At 72.7% G+C, this 19,723-nt stretch carries 16 protein-coding genes; 9 read left to right on the top strand and 7 right to left on the bottom strand.

All coding sequences use genetic code 11. The annotated features are described in order from the left end of the window. Positions 1-19: 19 nt before the first annotated feature. Both HCK00_RS06970 and HCK00_RS06965 read right to left on the bottom strand, forming a co-directional pair. On the bottom strand, positions 20-2,389 hold the full coding sequence (locus HCK00_RS06970) for a phosphoketolase family protein (protein WP_168100891.1): 2,370 nt from the start codon (positions 2,387-2,389) through the stop codon (positions 20-22). Positions 2,390-2,530: 141 nt separating this feature from the next. Beyond that, complete coding sequence (locus HCK00_RS06965; RefSeq protein WP_168100890.1) at positions 2,531-3,604, bottom strand: cation diffusion facilitator family transporter; 1,074 nt, start codon at positions 3,602-3,604, stop codon at positions 2,531-2,533. 784 nt (positions 3,605-4,388) lie between these two features. On the opposite strand from HCK00_RS06965, the gene HCK00_RS06960 reads away from it, so the two are divergent. Beyond that, positions 4,389-4,766 (top strand): ATP-binding protein, encoded by a 378-nt coding sequence (locus HCK00_RS06960; RefSeq protein ID WP_168100889.1) that lies wholly within the window; start codon positions 4,389-4,391, stop codon positions 4,764-4,766. Positions 4,767-5,155: 389 nt separating this feature from the next. Continuing rightward, a complete protein-coding gene (locus HCK00_RS06955; protein WP_168100888.1) occupies positions 5,156-5,581 on the top strand; it encodes an OsmC family protein in 426 nt (141 codons plus the stop codon). 88 nt (positions 5,582-5,669) lie between these two features. Here the strand turns inward: HCK00_RS06955 and HCK00_RS06950 are convergent, their stop codons facing one another. The 5 genes from HCK00_RS06950 to nagA form a co-directional block, all read right to left on the bottom strand. Beyond that, complete coding sequence (locus HCK00_RS06950) at positions 5,670-6,452, bottom strand: M23 family metallopeptidase (protein ID WP_168100887.1); 783 nt, start codon at positions 6,450-6,452, stop codon at positions 5,670-5,672. Positions 6,453-6,815: 363 nt separating this feature from the next. Continuing rightward, positions 6,816-7,313, bottom strand: coding sequence for a hypothetical protein (locus HCK00_RS06945; RefSeq protein ID WP_168100886.1), 498 nt, complete (start codon positions 7,311-7,313; stop codon positions 6,816-6,818). A gap of 343 nt (positions 7,314-7,656) precedes the next feature. Further along, a complete protein-coding gene (locus HCK00_RS06940) occupies positions 7,657-8,658 on the bottom strand; it encodes an acetylxylan esterase (protein ID WP_168100885.1) in 1,002 nt (333 codons plus the stop codon). A 285-nt stretch (positions 8,659-8,943) separates the two neighbouring features. After that, positions 8,944-9,807 (bottom strand): HipA family kinase, encoded by an 864-nt coding sequence (locus tag HCK00_RS06935; RefSeq protein WP_311765184.1) that lies wholly within the window; start codon positions 9,805-9,807, stop codon positions 8,944-8,946. A 230-nt stretch (positions 9,808-10,037) separates the two neighbouring features. After that, entirely contained in the window at positions 10,038-11,177 is a 1,140-nt protein-coding gene (nagA, locus tag HCK00_RS06930; protein ID WP_168100884.1) for an N-acetylglucosamine-6-phosphate deacetylase, read from the bottom strand. Positions 11,178-11,613: 436 nt separating this feature from the next. Here nagA and HCK00_RS06925 point away from each other — a divergent pair, with 436 nt between their 5' ends. The 7 genes from HCK00_RS06925 to HCK00_RS06895 all read left to right on the top strand — a co-directional run bounded on the left by HCK00_RS06925 (position 11,614) and on the right by HCK00_RS06895 (position 19,625). Beyond that, entirely contained in the window at positions 11,614-13,080 is a 1,467-nt protein-coding gene (locus HCK00_RS06925) for a trehalose-6-phosphate synthase (RefSeq protein WP_168100883.1), read from the top strand. Beyond that, positions 13,073-14,224 (top strand): MFS transporter, encoded by a 1,152-nt coding sequence (locus HCK00_RS28400; protein ID WP_168100882.1) that lies wholly within the window; start codon positions 13,073-13,075, stop codon positions 14,222-14,224. The genes HCK00_RS06925 and HCK00_RS28400 overlap by 8 nt, the downstream gene beginning before the upstream one ends. After that, the gene (gene otsB / locus HCK00_RS06915) at positions 14,221-15,132 is read left to right on the top strand and encodes a trehalose-phosphatase (RefSeq protein ID WP_168100881.1); all 912 of its coding nucleotides are present in this window, start codon (positions 14,221-14,223) and stop codon (positions 15,130-15,132) included. Before HCK00_RS28400 ends, otsB begins: the two co-directional genes overlap by 4 nt. Beyond that, positions 15,129-16,325: a sugar phosphate nucleotidyltransferase gene (locus HCK00_RS06910; protein WP_168100880.1), complete on the top strand. Its 1,197-nt coding sequence runs from the start codon at positions 15,129-15,131 to the stop codon at positions 16,323-16,325. The genes otsB and HCK00_RS06910 overlap by 4 nt, the downstream gene beginning before the upstream one ends. Further along, on the top strand, positions 16,315-17,373 hold the full coding sequence (locus HCK00_RS06905; RefSeq protein WP_311765183.1) for an ROK family protein: 1,059 nt from the start codon (positions 16,315-16,317) through the stop codon (positions 17,371-17,373). Before HCK00_RS06910 ends, HCK00_RS06905 begins: the two co-directional genes overlap by 11 nt. Positions 17,374-17,631: 258 nt before the next feature. Next, positions 17,632-18,276 (top strand): response regulator transcription factor, encoded by a 645-nt coding sequence (locus HCK00_RS06900; RefSeq protein ID WP_168100878.1) that lies wholly within the window; start codon positions 17,632-17,634, stop codon positions 18,274-18,276. Between the two features lie 74 nt (positions 18,277-18,350). Continuing rightward, a complete protein-coding gene (locus HCK00_RS06895) occupies positions 18,351-19,625 on the top strand; it encodes a glycosyltransferase (RefSeq protein ID WP_168100877.1) in 1,275 nt (424 codons plus the stop codon). The last annotated feature ends 98 nt before the right edge of the window (positions 19,626-19,723 follow it).

Here is a 19,723-nt window from a genome sequence, read left to right as displayed (position 1 = left end):
ACCCGCCCCCGGGTAGCCGCTAGCCCCAGGTCCAGTCCCGGACCTCGGGCATGTCCTCGCCGTGCTCGCGGATGTACGCCCGGTGCTCGTTGCGCCGGTCCTTCATCAGCTGGCGGACCCCGATCGCCCGGAGTGCCAGTCCGGGCACCCGGTCGATGACGTCCATCACCAGCCGGTAGCGGTCCATGTCGTTCAGGACGACCATGTCGAACGGTGTGGTGGTGGTCCCCTGTTCCTTGTAGCCCCGGACGTGGATGTCGTCGTGGCCGCGCCGCCGGTAGGTGAGCCGGTGGATCAGCCACGGGTAGCCGTGGTAGGCGAAGATGACGGGCTTGTCGGCGGTGAATACGGCGTCGAACCCGTGGTCGTTCAGCCCGCTGGGATGTTCCGTGCCGGGCAGCAGCCGCATCAGGTTCACGACGTTGACCACCCGGACGGCCAGCTCCGGCAGGTGCTCGCGGAGCAGCGCGGCCGCGGCCAGCACCTCCTGGGTGGGGACGTCCCCGGCGGCGGCCAGCACCACGTCCGGCTCCCGCCCGGTGTCGCTGGACGCCCAGTCCCAGACGCTGATGCCGCGCTCCACGTGGTGCACGGCGTCGTCGAGGGAGAGCCAGTCGAAACAGGGCTGCTTGCCGGCCACCACGATGTTGATCAGATCCCGGCTGTCCAGCGTCCGGTCCGCCACGGCGAGCAGGGTGTTGGCGTCCGCGGGCAGGTAGACCCGGATGGTCCGCGGGTCCTTGTTGACCATGTGGTCGACGAAACCGGGGTCCTGGTGGGAGAAGCCGTTGTGGTCCTGGCGCCAGACGTGGGAGGTCAGCAGGTAGTTCAGCGAGGAGACCGGCATCCGCCACGGCAGCCGCCGGGAGACCTGCAACCACTTGGCGTGCTGGTTGGCCATGGACGTGACGATGTGGATGAACGCCTCGTAACTGGCGAACAGGCCGTGCCGGCCGGTGAGCAGATAGCCCTCCAGCCAGCCCTGGCAGTTGTGCTCGGAGAGCATCTCCACGACGCGCCCGTCGCGGGTGAGGTGCTCGTCGGTGGGGAGGACTTCCTCCTGCCAGCCCTTTCCGGTGACCTCCAGGACGTCCTGGAGGCGGTTGGAGGCCGTCTCGTCCGGTCCGAAGAGGCGGAAGTCGCGGCGGCCGGCGGTGCGGGCCATCAGATCCCGCAGCAGGCCGCCGAGGACCCGGGTCGGTTCATGGAGGGTGACGCCCGGCTCGCCGACCTCCACCGCGTAGTCGCGGATCGGCGGGACGGGCAGGGCGCGCAGCAGCCGGCCGCCGTTGGCGTGCGGGCTGGAGCCGAGCCGGCGGTCACCGGCCGGGACGTGGCGGAGCACCTCGGGGCGGGGCCGGCCCCGCTCGTCGAAGAGTTCCCCGGGCCGGTAGGAGCGCAGCCACGCCTCCAGCTGCCGCAGGTGCCCGGGGTTCTCCCGGACACCGGAGAGCGGCACCTGGTGGGCGCGCCAGGTGTTCTCCACCGGTACCCCGTCGACGGTGGACGGCCCCGTCCAGCCCTTGGGGGTGCGCAGGACGATCATCGGCCAGCGGGGACGGGCGGTCTCCCCGTCCTCCCGGGCGGCCCGGTGGATCTCCGCGACGCGGTCCAGGCAGTGGTCGAGGGCGGCGGCCAGGGCGTGGTGGACGGCGGCCGGCTCGTGGCCCTCGACGTACACCGGCTCGTGTCCGTAGCCGCGGAGCAGGTGGTCGAGTTCCGCGCGGGGCAGCCGGGCCAGGACCGTCGGGTTGGCGATCTTGTAGCCGTTGAGGTGGAGGATGGGCAGGACGGCGCCGTCGTGCACGGGGTCGAGGAACTTGTTGCCGTGCCAGCCGGTGGCCAGCGGCCCCGTCTCGGCCTCACCGTCGCCGACGATCGCGGCGACGAGCAGGTCCGGGTTGTCGAACGCCGCCCCGTAGGCGTGGGCGAGCGCGTAGCCCAGCTCGCCACCCTCGTGGAGGGAGCCGGGGGTCTCCGGGGCGACGTGGCTGGGCACGCCGCCGGGGAAGGAGAACTGGCGGAACAGCCGGGCCATGCCCTCGCCGTCCCGGGAGACGTCCGGGTAGATCTCGGAGTAGCTGCCGTCCAGCCAGCAGCAGGCGAGGGTGGCGGGGCCGCCGTGGCCGGGGCCGGTGATGTGGATGGCGTCCTGGTCCCGGGCCTTGATCACGCGGTTGAGGTGGGCGTAGACGAGGTTGAGCCCGGGGGTGGTGCCCCAGTGGCCCAGCAGCCGGGGTTTGATGTGCGCGGCGGTGAGCTCACCGCCGGGCAGCGGGTTGTCCAGCAGATAGATCTGGCCGGCCGCGAGGTAGTTCGCGGCCCGCCAGTAACGGTCCACCGTGGCGAGGTCCTCGTCGGAGAGGTGCCCTGTCCGGCCCTTGGCCATGCTGTCGCCTCCCGGGTCAGCGGTACGGGAACGATCGTGGGGACGGGGAACGGCGGGCCGGGCCGCCGGTCCGGCCCGCCGTTCCCTCGTACCCGATCCTCGCGCGTCCGCCACCCCCGTGCGGGTGGATCGGCGGATGGATCAGCCGGTCCGCTCGGCGACCGCCTCCACCGTCTCGTCGAGTTCGCGGCGCTCGCGGCGGGCCCGGGCGCGGTCCTCCGCGGAGGCGTCGGTGATGTCGAGGAAGATCTGGTCCACCGCGGGCCAGGCGCTCGTCATTCCGGTCTTGATCCGCTCGGAGACCTCCTCGACCTCCTCGCTGTCGAGTCCGCCGATCAGGTCCACGCGCGCCGCGACCAGGGTGGAGTCCATGCCCAGCCGCATGGTGAGCACCGCGGTGACGGTGTCGATCTCCGGCTGCTCACCGAGGAACTCGTGGATCTCCTGGCGCAGCTTCGGGTCCGCGGCCTCACCGATGAGCTGACCGCGGTTCTCCTTGCCCAGCCGGTAGGCCACGTAGACGAGGAGCACGCTGATGAGCAGGGACGCCCACGCCTCGTAGGCGACCTCCCCGGTGACCATGTGGAGGGACATGCCGACGATCGCCAGGGAGACACCCAGCACGGCCGTGCCGTCCTCGGCCAGCACGGTGCGCAGCGCCGGGTCGGTGCCCGCCCGGAGCTGGCCGAGCATGCCGCGCCCGTTGTCGCGGGCCTGGCCGTGGAGCTGGTGCAGTGCCCGGACGAGGGAGACGCCCTCCGCGATCAGCGCGACGCCGAGGACGACGAGCCCGGCGACATAGCCGTCGTGGCTCTCCGAACCGCCGGAGGTCAGAGCGGTGATGCCCTGGTAGAAGGAGAAGCAGCCACCCATCACGAAGATGCCGACGGCGGCCAGCAGCGACCAGAAGAAGCGCTCCTTGCCGTAGCCGAAGGGGTGCTCGGCGTCGGGCTCCTTCTTGCAGCGCCGCAGGGACGCCAGCAGGAAGATCTCGTTGAGGCTGTCCGCCACCGAGTGGGCGGCCTCGGAAAGCAGCGCGGGGGAGGCGGCGAACAGCCCGCCCACGGCCTTGGCCAGCGCGATGACGAGGTTGGCACCCAGCGCGACCAGCACGGTGAACCGGGTCTTCCGGTCCTGTTCGTCCTGTCCGTCGCACGGCTGCGCCTGCTGATCTCTCGGTTCCTCACCGGTTCGCTCAGCGGTCTCGGTACTCATGGGTGGACCCACACTCCTGCTCTCGACTGGCCGCTCGCATACCCCGCGAACCCCCGGTGACGCGCGGTGCCGCGGGGCGGCTCGGGGAGCGCGGGGTACGGCGCTCCGCCACCCGGGGAGCACGGTTCCCGGGGGCCGGTGGCGGCCGGCGGGCGGCTCCCCGCCGGGGCGGCTCGCCCCCTCGCCCGGGGGCCGGGCACCCGCGGCCGGGCCCCGAGGCGGCGCACGGCGGGGAAGGCCGGACGGGGGCGTCCCGGCGCCGCCGGGACGGCCCCCTCCCCCTTCCCCTCCCCCCGGCCCCGGGTTCACGGGGGCGTTTCCGCCCCCGTGCGGCGGAAAGGTGGTGGAGCAGCCGCGCGGGAGGCCGAGGACGGTCACCCACCGCGGCCGGACGGTGGCGGAACGGCGGGAAGGCCCGTCCCACGGCGCGGCCCCCACAGCGGGGGCGGCGCGGAGAACTCCGGCACCGGGGGGCAGAGCCCTCCGGAAGTGCCGGAACAGGACGGGACGGGCCACGCGCCGGACCGCCGCGATACGGTGACCTCCGCAGGCTGGGTACGGCGCGCCCCGAGCGCGGTGCGCACGCCGCGCCCGGCGGGGGCCCACTCGGATGGCGGAACCCGCTGTGGGGTGGGCCCGTCCCTCACGGTGGCGGGTCTCCCGGGGTGCCCGGATGGTGAGGCTTATCCACACAATCCACGCATCCACCGCACGACCTCGTCCCATGATTGCGTGGTCGCGGGGCAAGAGGGATGTAATGAACGTGAGGAGGAGGTGCAGCCGCATGGTCGTGGTGGATTCCAGCGGGGCCAGCACCGCTGACGCCCGGCACGCGGCCGCGGAGTACGTCGCAGCCATGGCGTCCCGGGTCGACGCCGACGCTGTGGTGCTCGTCGTCTCGGAGTTGGTCGCCAACGCGCAGCGGCACACGGCGGGATGGTGGCGGCTCACGCTGCGCACCCACGACGACCGGCTCGTGATCGACGTCGAGGACACCAGCGACGTCCCGCCGTCCGAGCGGGGCGAGTCGGATCTGAGCGGCGGCGGCGGCCTCGGCCTGATCATGGTCCGCCGGCTCTCCGGCGACCTGGAGGTCCTGCGGAGTTCCGCCGGCAAGACCGTGCGCGCCAGCTTCCCCCTGCACGCCATCACCCCGGCCTGAGTCCCCGCCCGCCGACAGGACGCCGGGCGGCCGCGATCCGGTGCCGGCCCCTGGACCACGGGCGCCCTCTCCGCCTCTCCTCCCGCCCGGCGCCCCCGCTTCCGTGCCGTCCCCACCACGCGGGCACTCCCCCGGCCCCCGCGCCATCGGCGGACGCCCGGACCGCGTCACGTTCGGCGCCACCGGACCGGTCACGCCCCCGCGCCGCGGGACCACGACCGGGTGGCCGGGCCATCCGGACCGTCCGGGCCCGCCCCGCTATGTCCCCGGCGCGTTCCCGCCGGGACGGGGCGCCTCCGGCGCGTCGTGGGCGGAACAGCCGTTCGGCGGCCGACCATCGGGGGACACGCACCCACCCGGGGGCAGCCACACAGGAGGGATGAGACCACGTGGCCACCACACGTACCGCGCACACGGTCTGGGAAGGCAATCTGCTGGAGGGCCGGGGCAGCGTCACCCTCGACTCCTCCGGCGCCGGAGAGTACCCGGTGACCTGGGCCTCCCGCGCCGAGGAGCCGGCGGGCCGCACCAGCCCGGAGGAGCTGATCGCCGCCGCACACTCCAGTTGCTTCTCGATGGCCCTGTCGAACGGGCTGGCGAAGGCCGGCACCCCGCCGACCCGGCTGACCACCCACGCCGAGGTGACCTTCCAGCCCGGCACGGGCATCACCGGCATCCATCTGACGGTGCGCGGCGAGGTGCCGGGCCTGGACGGTGAGGCGTTCACGGCGGCCGCCGAGGACGCCAAGGCCAACTGCCCGGTGAGCCAGGCGCTGGCCGGCACCACGATCACGCTGAGCGCGTCGCTCGACTGAGCGGGGCGCTCTCCCCGCCTGCCCGTCCGCCGTCCGGCGCCGGTACGCGCCGGACGGCGGACGGCGGGCGCGCGCACCGCCGGGCAGGTCAGAGCCGTACGCCCTGGGAGGCCAGATACGACCGGGGGTCGATGTCGGATCCGTACTCCGTGTCCTGCCGCACCTCGAAATGGAGGTGCGGGCCGCTCGACCGGCCGGTGTTGCCGGAGTGGCCGAGGAGTTCACCGGGCGCCGTCCGATGGCCGGGCCCGACGGAGACGCCGGCGAGATGGGCGTAGAGCAGGTACCGCCCCTCCGGTGTCCGCACCGTCACCAGCAGACCGTAGGACCCGGCCCAGCCCGCCGTCACCACCGTGCCCCGCCCGGCCGAGCGCACCGGGGTGCCCACGGGAACCGCGAAGTCGATGCCCGTGTGGTGGCCCGCGATCCAGCCGCCGGGAACGCCGTACGCGGCCGACACCGGGGCTCCGGCCACCGGGTGGGACGACTCCGGGGCCCACGCCTCACCGCCCGCCCCGGGCGTGCCCCCGCCGGGCTCGCGATGGGCCGGCTCCCGCGCCGGGCTCCCCCGGTCGTCCCCTCCTCCGTGAGCCGGGCCGCCCCGGTCCGTCCCCGGCCCGGCGGCCCGGGCCGGGGCACCGTGGTACGGACCGCCGTGGACCGGGGCGCTCACCCCGCAGGTGTCACGGCCGGTGAGGTCACGGTGGCCGGCCTCCACGCCCGCCCCCCAGGTGGGGCTCGCCGTGAGGAGCACGCCCGCTATCCCGGCGGCGCCCCCGCGCAGCAGCCGGGAGGTCAGGCGGGGGCCGCCCCCCTCCGTCACCTCACCGGCCGGCCGGCTCACCGCGCCGGAAACGCCTGCCCGTGCCATGGACTCCTCCTCCTGCCTCGTGGGGTGTGCGGGGTACGTGGGGAGCTGGGTGTGCGGGGATGTGCGGTGGTGGGATGGGTGGGCCGCGGGCGGGCCCGCCCGGACCGGCCGTCCTCCGGCGGTCCGTCCGGCGCCGCCATGGCGGAGTCGCCGGCCGTCGCGGCGCCGGACGGTGGCGCCCGAGGGGAGGCCGGCCGCCGCGGCGGGGCGACCGGGCCGCCGGGCCCGGAGGCTCCGGGAGACCGGGCCACCCGCCACGCGGACCGCGGCGGAACCCGGCGGGCGCTCCGGCCGCGTTCGGGTTCCGTTCGGCCCGGAGACCGGAGCGCCGGGCCGGCCGTAGGGCCCGCGCGGCGGCCCGGCTCAGGCCCGTCCGCTTCGCCGGCGCAGCGCCATCACGGATCCCCCCGCCACCAGCCCCATCACCGCCGTGCCGGCCGCGACCGTGCCCGCGTCCGGGCCGCCCGCACCGGCCCCGCCCGCCCCGGCGCGGACCCCGCGCCAGGTGTGGTGTCCCACGGTGAAGTGGCCGGTCACCGGCTCGTCACCGCTGCGGCACCGGGCGCGCACCGGGTAGCTGCGGCCCGGTCTGACGTGCTCCCGGACGGTGCCGCTGCCGACGTGGCGGTGCCGGCCGTCGCGATGGAGCGTGATCTCCCGGCTGAGCCCCTGCGACTCGGCGGTCATCCGCCGGTCCGCGCAGCGGCTCGTCACACTGACGACCACCGGGGACCCGGCCTCGGGGAGGTACGGGCTGATCTTCGTCCGGGACGGGTGCTCGGCGCGGGACGCCGAGGTGACACCGCCGATGGCTATGGCGCTCAGGGCGGTTATGGCCAGGAAGCGGGAGGCGATACGCATGAGCGGTCTCCTTCCGGCGGGGAGGCGGGCCCTGGCCCGGGTCCGCTGGGGCTCCACGCCGTCGGCACCATGCAAGCCCGGCCCGCCGTCGAGCGCGCGCGGCGGCGCCCCGCCCCCGGTCCCGCCGATGGAGCAGCGGCACGTCCCGCGTCTGCCGCATCACCGCAGGTGACGGAGGTGTGCCGGGCGGAACGCGGGCGCGGCGCCCCGCTGCCGCCGGGCGGGTGAGGCACACCGCCGTCCGCGTGCACCGCCGGGCCCGCGCCACCCGGGCCGCGCCGCCAGGAGGACCGGCGGCGCAGGGACCGGGCAGCGCAAGGCCACCGGCGCCCGCCGGGGCGGGTCACCCCTCCTTCGGCGGGTGACCGTCCGGCGTGTGGCCGCGCGCCGTCAGCCAGTCGAGCTGTGCCGCGGTCTGGTCGGCGCCGCCGCCCGCGTGGTCGGCGTAGTGCCAGACGCGGATGTCCTTCTCGCCCGCGTAGGCGTTGTACGCCGCGTAGACGGTGGACGGGGGGCAGACGGGGTCCATCAGGGCGACGCTGAACAGGGCCGGCGCGGTGGCGCGGCGGGCGAAGTGGACGCCGTCGAAGTAGTCCAGCACGCGGAAGACGCGCTCGGGGTCGACGCGCTTGTGGCGCCCGAGGTAGTCGGCCAGCTCCGGGTACGGGCCGAAGGCGGCGAGTTCGGAACCGCGCCGGTGGTGGCAGAGGAACGGGACGTCCACCAGGGCACCGGCGACGTGGTCCCCCGCCAGGGCCGCCACGGCCAGCGCCAGCCCGCCGCCCTGGCTGGCCCCGGCGACGACCACCCGGTCCGGGTCCACGGCCGGGTGGCCGCGGACCGCGTCGACGGCGCGCACGCAGTCGGTCATCAGCCGCCGGTAGTAGTGGTGCGCGGGGTCGTCGATGCCACGGGTCATGAACCCGCCGACGTACTGGGTGCCGGGCACCGGATCGGGGTCGGGGGTGTCGTGCCCCTGGCCGCGGCTGTCGACGACGAGATGGGCGCGCCCGGCGGCGCTGTGCACCAGGTGTTCGAGGGGCAGCCCGCGCCCGCCGCCGTAGCCGATGTAGCTCACCACGGCGGGCAGCGGGCCCTCGGCGCCACGCGGGAGCAGCAGCCAGGCGGCCACCGGCTGCCCGCCCCAGCCGGGGAACCGCACGTCGAGGACGTCCACGGTGTGCAGCCGGGGGCCGGGGGCGGGCCGGTACTCGGCCGCGCTGCCCTCCGCCGCCTCCCGCGCCGCGGCCAGGGTCTTCTCCCAGAAGGCGTCGAAGTCCTCGGGTTCGGACGTCTCGGCGCGGTAGGCGCGCAACTGGTCCAGCGGCAGGTCGGTCAGCGGCATGGTCTCTCCTCCGGCGTGCCCGTGGGCCCGTCCGTCGCGGTCGGCTCGGCGGGGCGCCGTGCTCACCACGCGCCCTCGTTCTCACTGCCCAGTCCTGCGGCGTGGATGCGGGAGAGGGGCGGGCGCCGTGCGGGGACGGGGGCGGGCCGCGCGTGAGGGACCGGGGCGGCGCGGTGCGCGTGGACCGGAGGAGGGGCGCGCATCACCGCGACGGGGCCCGCGCGGGAGCACGCCGGCAGCGGAGGGGAACCGGGCGGGCGGCCGCGCGGGCCCCGGCGGCGGCCGTCAGCCGGGGATGTGCCGGAGCCAGGCCGGGCGGCGGGAGCGGACCACGGCGGCCCGGCCCGCCTCGTCGGCCCGGAGCTGCTCGGGCGTGGCGAACTCCCGCGGCAGCCACTCGGCGGAGCGCGCGGCCCGGGCGGCGAGGTGGGACACGTACGCCTCGCGCAGTTCGGTCACCGAGGCGAAGCCGGGCTCACCGGCCAGCCAGGCGTCCGGGACGAGATCCACGACCTCCCGCAGCACTTCCGCGGTGACCAGCGGCGCCAGCTCGGCGTCGGCGGCGGCGACATCGGGCGCGAACGGGCCCAGGGCGTGGCCGGTGAGCGGGTGGTGCCGCGCGACCTGGGCGCCGGCCTGCGGCCACCGGTGGTGGAAGACGAGGGCGGCGCCGTGGTCGATCAGCCACAGACGGCCGTGCCAGGCCATCAGGTTGGGGCTGTTCCAGGTGCGGTCGACGTTGGCGGTGAGGGCGTCGAACCACACCACCCGGCCGGCCTCCGCCGGATCGGGGGCCGGTTCCGCCGCCGTCCAGTCACGGGCGCCGGGCAGCAGGTCGGCGCCGAGGTTGAGCCCGCCGCTGGCCCGGAGCAGATCCTGGATCTCCTCGTCGGGCTCGTCCACGGCGACCGCCGGGTCGAAGCGGACCAGGACCAGCCGCGGGATCCGCAGCCCCAGCCGGCGGCCGAGCTCCCCCACGATCACCTCGGCCACCAGCGCCTTCCGGCCCTGGGCGGCCCCGGTGAACTTCACGACGTAGGTGCCCAGGTCGTCGGCCTCGACGACACCGGGGACCGAGCCACCGGACCGCAAGGGTGTGACGTAGCGAGTCGCGGTGACTTCTTCCAGAGCATTCGAAGGCGCCGTCACGCTTCAACCTTACGGCGTGCGCCGTGATCGCGGTCGCGTACGGTGCCGCACGCGCCGCCCGTTCACCGGCGGGCGCGGGGAGGCTTCGGGGCGTCCCGGAGCCACCCGGCCGCCGCTCGGCCCCGGGCACCGCCGCATCGCCTTCGCCCGCAGCGATCCGCAGTAATCCACAGCAATCCGCGGTAATCCGCGGTAATCCGCGGTAATCGGCAGCAAGGGGGCCCGCCGTCTCAGATCCACGTGCCGTGGTGCATGACGCGGGTGAGGCGAAGGTTCTCGTCGAGCACGATCAGGTCCGCTACGGCACCGCCCCGAATCGCGCCTATTCGACCCGACTGCCCGAGTAGTTGCGCCGGACGCTCCGATGCCGCGGCCACCGCCGCCGGCACGCTCATCCGGCAATCGCGAACGAAGTTCCGCACCGCCGCCTCCATGGTCAGGGTGGAGGCGGCCAACGCGCCGCTGCCGTCCACCGTGGCCCGCCCGCGGTGGACGGTGACGGGCAGCGTGCCGAGCGTGAACCTGCCATCGCCGAAGGCGGCGGCCGCCATCGCATCGGTGACGAGCACGGTGCGTTCCGGTCCGGCGTACCTGGCGGCTATCCGGACCATGGTCGGGTGCACCAGCACCAGATCGCAGATCAGCTCAACGGCGACACGGCCGTCATCCAGCAGTGCGCCGATCGGCCCGGGATCCCGGTGGTGCAACGGCCGCATCTGGTTGAACATGTGCGTCGCCACCGTGGCTCCCGCGTCGACGGCGGCGCGGATCTGCGCCTCGTTCGCGTCCGTGTGGCCGATGGCGGCGATCACTCCCGCGTCGGTGAGCTGCCGAATCGCCGTGATCCCGCCGTCCAGTTCCGGCGCCACCGTGACCATGCGGACGCTGCCCCGTCCGGCGTCGAGCAGCCGGGCCACCGAGGTGCGGTCCGGTGGGCGCAGCACCGCCGCGTCGTGTGCACCGCAACGGGCCGCGGAGAGGAAGGGGCCCTCCAGATGGATGCCCGCGAGCAAGCCGTCGTCCACGAGTTCGGCGAGCCGGCTGATCTGCTCGATCAGCTCCGGGACGGGACCGGAGACCAGGCTGGCCAGAGTCGTGGTCGTGCCGTGACGGCGGTGTGCGGCGACCGCGGTCGCCAGACGTTCCGTCTCCCCGTCGGTGTACGACGCGCCGCCCCCGCCGTGGCAGTGCAGGTCCACGTAGCCCGGCACCAGCCAGCAGCCGGAGAGGTCCGTCACCGGCTCCGCAGGTGCCGCCGGGGGCGCGGCGCCGACGGTGTCGATCACGCCGTTCCGCACGACGACCCAGCCGGGGTCGAGGACCGTGCCGGGGGTCACGACCCGGCCGCCACCGATGACGTGCGTGCGCATGGAAGCCCCTTCCGCCGCGCGAGGCCGCGATGACGGCCCGCTTCGCACGCCGCACGCGCCGGCCGGGCCGCCCCGGCGGGGATCCCTCCCCCTGGGCGGACGGCGCCGGGCCGGGCCGAGGGCCGGTGCCGAGGCCGGGGGCGACGAAGGTGACGCGGGCGGCACCGCGGACCGGCCGGCACGGAGAAGTGGGAACAGCGGGGCGGCTGTTGGCATTGAAACAGCCGTTGCGGAAGGTGTCATGTCCCCTTAACAGGTGACCCGGGCCCGGTTCCGTACCCACCACTCACCGCAGCACCATAGGAGAGCGTTCAGGCCTGCCGCGGTCCGGGGAACGGAGCCCGGATGGCCGGTCATCCACTGTCGTCCCGAACATCATGCGCGCGTGGGCCGCAACCGGTGACGCCGTGAAACCCACCGTCGACGGAGAGGGCGTATGGCAGCTCAGAGTCCATCGGTCCTGGTCGCGACGAAGCCGGCACCCGTCGTGCATGAGCGGGTGCATGACCGCGTCGTTCCCCGGCTCTCGGTGAGCACCGGAAGCGTCGTCGGGGACATGGCCGGCAGACTGCGCGCCACCGTCGTCTCCAGTGCGGCTTCGGAAGAGGACCGAGCGCTCGCGGAGCGCTCACCCGACGGTGTGACGGTGCGGGCGGCGGGCGGTCAGGAGATCCGGGTCCGCCTGGTCCGGCACGCTCCCGAGACTCTGTCCGCGGAGCACTACGGCCTGACCACCGAGGTGCTGTGGCACACGATGCACAACCTCTGGGACCGATGGAGCGCGCCCGCCTTCGACGGTGCCTCCCGGCGTGCCTGGGAGTCGCTCCACGCCCTCAACGAGGACATCACCGAGGCGCTCCTGTCCCAGTCCCCCGGGGCGGGCGCCGGCTATCTGATCCACGACTACCAGCTCAGCATGGTCCCTGCCCGGCTGCGCCGGGCCGACCCCACGGCCCGGGTCCTGTTCTTCCATCACATCGCCTGGCCCGGCCCGGACGGCCTGACGCTTCTGCCGCGCCAGTTCGTCGACGATCTCCTGCACGGGCTGCTCGGGGCGGACGTGGTGTGCTTCTTCGCCCGGCGGTGGTGCAGGAACTTCCTGCGCTGCGTCGAAGACCTGGTGCCCGGGGCCCAGGTCGATCACGGCGCGGGGACCGTGCGCCTCGGCGGCCGGGAGGTCCGTGTCGTCGCCGAACCTCTGAGCTACAGCCCGGACGCCCTGACAGGGCTTCCGCGATCCTGGCCGGAGGAACTGGACGCATGGGTGGGCCACCGGTCCCTCGTGGTGCACTCGGGAAGAACCGATCCGATCAAGAACGCGCACCGGGCGGTGGCCGCCTTCCGGATCGCCACAGATCACTCGGCGGTGGCCGACGCCCGGCTGCTGCTGCGGATCAATCCTCACCGGCTTCACATCGGCGCCAACGCCGAGTACCTGAAGAAGACCGAGCAGGCGGTCGCCGCGGCGAACGGCCACTTCGGGGAGGAAAGGATCCGCATGCTGGTGGGCAACGATCGGAGCCTCACGCTCGGTTGCCTGGCACGGGCGGACGCGGTGGTGCTCAACTCCATCGCCGACGGGCAGAATCTGACCGCCTTCGAAGCGATCGCCGTGGGGACACGCAAGCCCGTTCTCGTGATGTCCCGTACGTGCGGCGCCGCCGAGTGCCTCGGTGACGGCGCCCTGCTGGTGCATCCGCATGACCTGGTCGACCAGGCCGGCGCTCTGACCGGCGCGCTCTCCATGTCGCCGCCCGAGCGGGCCGCGGCGAGCGATGTCCTGCACGAACGTGCGGCCCGCTTCGCCCTTCCCCGCTGGACGGAAAGGCAACTCCAACTGCTCGGGGGCGGACTGCTGGAGGGGGTGGAAGCCGCCGTCCCCCCGGCAGGGCACGGTGCGTGAGGGGACGCAACGCGGAGCCCTGCGCGCCGCGTGGCTGGCGTTCGGGTGGTTCTGGGGAAGCTGGAGCGCCCTGATCCCGGAGGTCAAGCGGACCACCGGCGTGGACGACGGGGCCCTGGGCCTCCTCCTGCTCGCCGTGCCGGTGTGCGCGCTGCCCGCCATGATCCTTTCGGGTCGCGCATACGACCGCCATGGCGGGCCGGTCCTCAAGGGCGGGCTCGTCGCGATGGGCGCCGTCGCTCCCGTACTGGGAGGGGCGAGTGACGCCGTGGCCCTGGCCGGCTGCCTCGCGCTGCTCGGCGCGGCCTCGGGCGTGGTGGATGTCGCCCTCAACTCGGCCACCGTGGCCGAGGAGTCCCGTTCGGGGCGGAGCTTCGTACAGTCCGCCCAGGCCATGTTCCCCGTCGCGGGGGTCGCGGCGAGCGTGGCCGTCGCGGCGGGACGTGAACTCGGGGCGCCACCGTGGGCGATGCTCGGTACCGCCACCCTGTTGCTGGTGGCGTCTGCCGTACCCCTGGCGGCGACGGGTGGTACCGCGGCGTCCGCACCCCAGCCGGCGGAGAGCCCGGCGGCGGTGGGCTCACGGCAGATCCTGGTCCTCCTCGGCCTGACCGTCGCGGTGGCGCTCCTCGTGGAGAACGCCGTCCAGCAGTGGAGCAGCAACCGGATGGAGTTCGAACTGGGGGCCGCCCCCGGACTGGCCAGTCTGGCTCCAGGAGTCTTCGCGCTCTGCATGTTCGCCGGCCGCCTGTACGTGCACCGCACCGCCCGTGCGACGGCGCTCGTCCCCACCCTGCGCGCCTCCGCGATCGTCGCCGGATGCGGTCTGCTCATCGCCGCGTGGTCGCCCTCGCCCCTGCTCGCCCTGGCCGGCTTCGCCGTCACAGGGTTCGGCCTGGCCCCGGCGGCACCCGCCCTGTTCGCGGCGGCGGGCCGGGCCGGGCCGGAGCATCTCCGGGGCCGTGCGATCTCCGTGGTCTCCACCATCGGCTACTCGGGTTACTTCATCGGGCCCGTGGCCGTCGGCCTCTCCGCCTCGATCGGGGGCCTGAGCGTGGGCTTCACCGTCCTGGCCGTCATCGCCCTGTTCCTGTTCGTCCCGGCCCCGCGGCTGCGCCGGTCCTCGGCCGGGGTGACGCCATGAACCACGCCGTGGGAGATGGCGGTCGCCCCGGCGACGGCAACCGGATATCGGGCCACGCCGTGGTCACCCCGTTCTCCGCCGTGGACACGCTCATCCTCACCGACCTCGACGGCACCCTCATTCCGGCGTACACGTCCTCACCGGAGATGGCGCGTCACACGGCGGATCTCCGTGAACTCTGCCGGCGTCTGCTGTCGCTCCCGCGGCTCGCCCTCGTCTGCGTGACCGGCCGCCGTGCCCTCAACGCGCGCGAGATCCTCGCCTCGCCGCTGTGGATCGCCGGTGTGCACGGCGCGGAACTGCTCGCACCGTATTGCGGTGAGCCTCTGCCGCACCCCCGGTCGCTGCCGCACCTCCCCACGGTACGGCGGATGGCACGGACCATCCGCGAACTCCGGCTCTGCCCGCCGGAGATGCACGTCGAGGACAAGGGAGTCGTCCTGGCGCTTCACCACCCGCGGGCGCCTGCCGACCGTGCCGCGAACCGGCTGTCCCGGTTGATCTCTCTGGCATCCGCGTCCGGACTGGACGTGGTGGCCGGGCGCGGATGGACCGAACTGAGGCCTCCTTCCTCACCCCACAAGGGAGACGCCGTCACCGAGATGGTCCGGCGGTGGCGCCCTCGGAGGGTCGTCGTGGCCGGTGACGACCACGGAGACGTGGCCATGTTCGAGGCCGCCGGCCGGATGGCGAAGGAGGGCTTGGTCGAACAGGCCATCTGCGTGGCTGTCAGCAGCCGCGGAGCCGATCCGGAGTCCCTGCGCCGCGCCCATGTGATCCTCGAGGGCCCGGCCGCGTGCCGTGCGTGGATCCGCAGCTGCGCAAGCCCCTTCACCCCACAGGTGCCGGCCGCGTCGTCCCGGCACCGGCTCCGCGCTGAGCCGGCAAGGAGAGACACAGAGCGATGAATGCCACCGTAACGGCCGGTGAGCGAGGCCGGAGCGCCTCCGCCGCGGATGACGTGCGCGCCGTCCTGCTGGCCGGCGGCGAGGGACGGCGGATGGGGCGCCTGGTTTCCGGCCGGCCGAAACCCCTCATCCCGTTCGGGGGGACCAGCCGGCTGATCGACTTCAGCCTGGACAACGCCCGCCGCTCCGGCTTCTCCGAGGTCCTGTTGCTGTCCCAGTACGAGGAACAGCACCTCATGGACGACCTGCACCGGGTGTGGAACTCCTCTCAGGGCTTCCGGGTCCACTTCGGCCCGTACGACGACGCATATCGCCGGCTGCCCGCCGGCGCGTTGCCGGAGCGGCTCCCCGAGCGCAGTGGGCCCCGGGAGCGCGGCACCGCCGACGCGTTGATCCACAAGGCCGCGCATGTCTTCGGCGGGCCTCCGTCCGAGATACTGATCTTGCATGCCGACCACGTCTACCACTTCGACTACCAGGACATGGTGCGGGAGCATCGCCGGTCCCGCGCCGCACTGACCCTCGCCTATCAGCGCATCCAGCGCCGGTACGTCCATCTCTTCGGAATGGTGGAGTTCGACGCGAGGGGAAACCTCACGAACTTCGTCGAAAAACCCGCCGAGCCGACCAGCGACCTCGTCTCCGCCGCCTTCTGCGTCTTCGACACGGCGTGCCTGCAGCGGTATCTCGAACAGCTCGACGGCACCGACTGGCAGCACGACATCAGCCGTGACGTGATTCCCGCCATGCTGGCGGGCGGCGAGCGGATCCGGGGCCATCTGGTGCGAGGGCACTGGGAGGACATCGGGACCGTGGACCGGTATCTCCGGGCGCAGCTGGCTCTGCTCGCCGATACACCCCCACTGCCACTCGGTCACATGCCGCTGACGATCCGGCCGGACGTCCCGCGGCGCTTCACGCGTACGGCCGCGAACATACGGGCCTCCATCGTGCCGTCCGACGTGCGCAACGCCGGAGTCGTCGAACGCTGCGTGGTTTTCCCAGGGGTCCGGATCGGGCAGGAAGCCATGGTCCACGACAGCGTGCTGCTTCCGGGCGCCGAGGTGCCCGCCGGTGCGCGGATCAGCGCGTCCATCGTGATGGAGAACGGCTCGGTTCAGCCGGCCGAACCGGACCGTCCGGCGGATGCGGTCCGGGCCCGGATCGCACAGGAGGAAGAGCGTGCCCGTTGACGGAGCACAGGAAGCCCGGCCTCTCGTCGTGGCGGACATCGGCGGCACGACCCTGCGGATCGCCCGGTGGGACCCGCACACCGGCAACCTGTCGGGAGTGCGGCGCCGGCCCGTCTCGGGGATCACCGCCAGGCCCGGCCTCGACGCCCGGGAACTACAGGCCGGTGTGGTGGACCAGCTCAGCAGCGAACTGTCGGACCACTTGGACGCCGAGGCGTCCGACGCGGGGATCCCCGCCGTCGGCCTGTCCTTCGCCGGGCCGGTCACCTCGGACGGACTGGTCACCGCCGCACCCACCATCTGGGGAGAAGGCGGCGAGCCACTGCCTCTCGGTGCGGTTCTCGGCGAACGGCTGGGGCGCCCCGTGCTGGTGGCGAATGACATCACCGCCGCCGTCTGGCGATACGCGGAATCCGAACCCGAACCGTTCTGTCTCATCACGGTCAGCTCCGGCATCGGGAACAAGGTGTTCCGGAACGGCGAGGTACTGGTGCACCCCGCCGGGTACGGCGGAGAACTCGGCCATTGGCGCAGCGATCCGTCGCCCGGGGCCGCCCGGTGCGACTGCGGCGGCAGGGGGCACCTCGGTGCCCTCGCGTCCGGCCGGGGCATGCTCTCCGCCGCCCGGCGGGCGGCCGGCGGCGACCCGGCGGGGTTCGCCGGCTCACTGCTGGCCGTTCATGCGAAGGGCCGCGCCCACGGCATCACCAACGAGGCCCTGGCCGCGGCGATCCGGGGAGGTGATCCGTTCGCCACCGCGGTGCTGCGCGGGGGCTTGCGCCACCTCAGCAGTGCCATCGCCGCCATGTTCACCACGATCGGGATCGTTCGCTACATCGTCATCGGAGGTTTCGCCCTGGCCATCGGAGAACGTTACATTGAGTTGCTCGGCGATGAACTTTCCCAGCAGGGATGCTTCGGGATGGACCCGGACGGCATGCGGAACATGGTGCGACTGGGAATGACGGACGACGACCACTCACTCATCGGAATCGGGCGGATGCTCACCTCCGGCGCCTTCTCCGGGATATGTCCGAGCACCAGGTGACAGGCACATCAACGGGAATTTTCAGGGGGGACGTTCGCGCCCGCCCTGTAACCATCCGGAAATCTCCGTGACAGCACGTCAGGGTGTTCCATGACGGCGCCGCCTCATGACCGGAGGATGAATTTTCACACTCGTGATCAATTCGGCAGCAAAACCCGGGGGTGAGGATCCGCGTGATTCAAGATCGTCATTGACAGTCCACCAGTCGGACAGTTAGCGTGCAACAAGATTCTTTCCGGCACACCTTGAGGAGGCCATATGACCTCGCAGGATGCCTCTGGCAATTCCAACGCCTTGGGCGTCGGCATCGTCCACGCCAACCCGCTGACTTTATGGGCGCTCCGGGAGTTACTCGGCACGCAGCCCGACATGGACGTTCTTCTCGCCCGGTCGAGTCTGCGTCAGGTGTGCACCACCGGACTGAATGTGCTGATTCTCGACCCGAACGCCGGCTCGGTCACCTCGGCCGCCGGAACGGGGGTACGCATGTCGCCCCGCCTGCGGGTCCTGATGATGACGTCCACGGAGCCAGGTGCCGGGCCGCCGGCGCCGGCCGCGCCCGGGATGACGGGCCATCTGAGCGATCGGGCCAACCCTCGTGTGATCGTCGCGGCCGTGCGCGCGGCCGGCGCACACCACCGTTACACCCCGCATTCCTGCGACGTCACGGCCGGCGGCCTCCTTCCGGAACGCGAACTCGCGCCCCTCTCCGTGCGCGAGCGCCAGGTTCTGACGGGCATCGCCAAGGGGCTGACGCACGACCAGGTCGCCTACCGTCTCCGCATCAGCCGCCACACGGTCGACACGTACGTCAAGCGGGTCCGCAGAAAGCTCGGACTGGGAAACAAAGCGGAACTCGCCAGGGCGGCCGCCGGCCAGGATTTCTTTGCGGCCTCACGGTGAATTCCGCTCACCGGGTTTTCGATTCGAACGGCAGAACACTCCCTCGGAGACTGCGCGTCACACCGGAGAGCGGTATGCCCGCAAAGGGGAACCTTCTTCCCGCGGTCCTGGTCGCCAACAATCATTATCTTCCGAGATCGCGCGGGATGGCCGCCCCGGTGGGCGCAACGTCCTTCGCCCTCGAAGCTGCCGCATGTCTTGAGGAAGCCGGGGCCTTCTCCGGCTTCATCCTGTACAGCAGGCAGGAGGGGCAGAGAACACCGACGCTGCACTCCGTCACCCGGGACGGCCTGCCGTGCCTCGTAATGCGTTTCAACTTCTCCATGCACCCCGCGGACATCCGCTCCGCGCTCTCCAGCGCAGCCATGGAACTGACCCGCCGGGCCACGGACACCGCCACAGGACCCCCCATGCTCTACTATCAAACCGACACCCTGCTGGGGTATCATCCCAGCCACTTACCTGCCTGCGTCACACATCACGGCCCCTTCTTCGACGACTTCGCGGAGCAATTCTCCGAGGATGACACGTTCCAGGCATTCGGGAATCCGGAGAAGGCGCTGCACATCATGCGCCGGCAGGAACTGGGACTCGCCGAACTCCTCGCCGCACGCCACATCTTCGTGATTCAGCACTCCAGGATGCAGCGCGACTACCTGGTCGGGCGGGGGATGGACCCGGCACGCATGCGGGAGGTCAGCCCTCCCATCGGTCCGGAGAAGGACCGGAGCACCCGCCCGGCGGCCGAGATTCTGAATTTCATCGAGTCCGCCCAGCTCGCCCTCTGCACCGCAGTGGCCCGGCTCGACCACTTCAAGAACCTCGACCTGCTGGTCAGCGCGGGCACGGAACTGATGGACCGGGGCCTCCCGGTGAAAATCCTGCTGATCGGCGGCGACGAGTCCGACAACGTCCGGCGCACATCCCTGCTCCGAGATGTCCCGGCGCGTCATGCCGACAGGTTCCTGCTGACCGCGAGACTCGCGAAGGCGGAACTGTACTCGGTCTTCCGGACGGCACGGCGAAGAACGGTATTCGTGTGCACCTCACGGTACGAGACCCTGGGTATCACCCCGCTCGAAGCGGCGCTGAGCGGCCTCTCGACCGTTGTTCCCCACTCCCGTCCCGTCGAGGCCGCCAGATTCTTCCCTCCGGGCGCCACATTCGAACCCACCACGAACGGCCTGGTGACGCTGATCGAACAGCTCGCGTCCGTGGACTTGCTCAAGCGCGGTGCGGAACTGAACACGCTACTGGAGGGCCACATCTCCGTCCCGCGATTCCGCAGGGATCTGATACGGGCATGGCGCAGTTTTTCCGAGATGGGCAGGAGCCTTCCACAGCGATGACCCAGGCGGTCCTTCCGGAACTCATGGCCGCCGCTCCCGCACCGGCCGGCCGGTGCCCGAAAATCATCGGCCTCACAGACACGTTGCGACTTCGTTAA

It is taken from the genome of Streptomyces zingiberis, assembly GCF_012034935.1.
GTDB lineage: Bacteria > Actinomycetota > Actinomycetes > Streptomycetales > Streptomycetaceae > Streptomyces > Streptomyces zingiberis.
The sequence above is the reverse complement of the archived record's forward strand: the minus strand, read 5'-3'. Positions and strand labels throughout refer to the sequence as shown.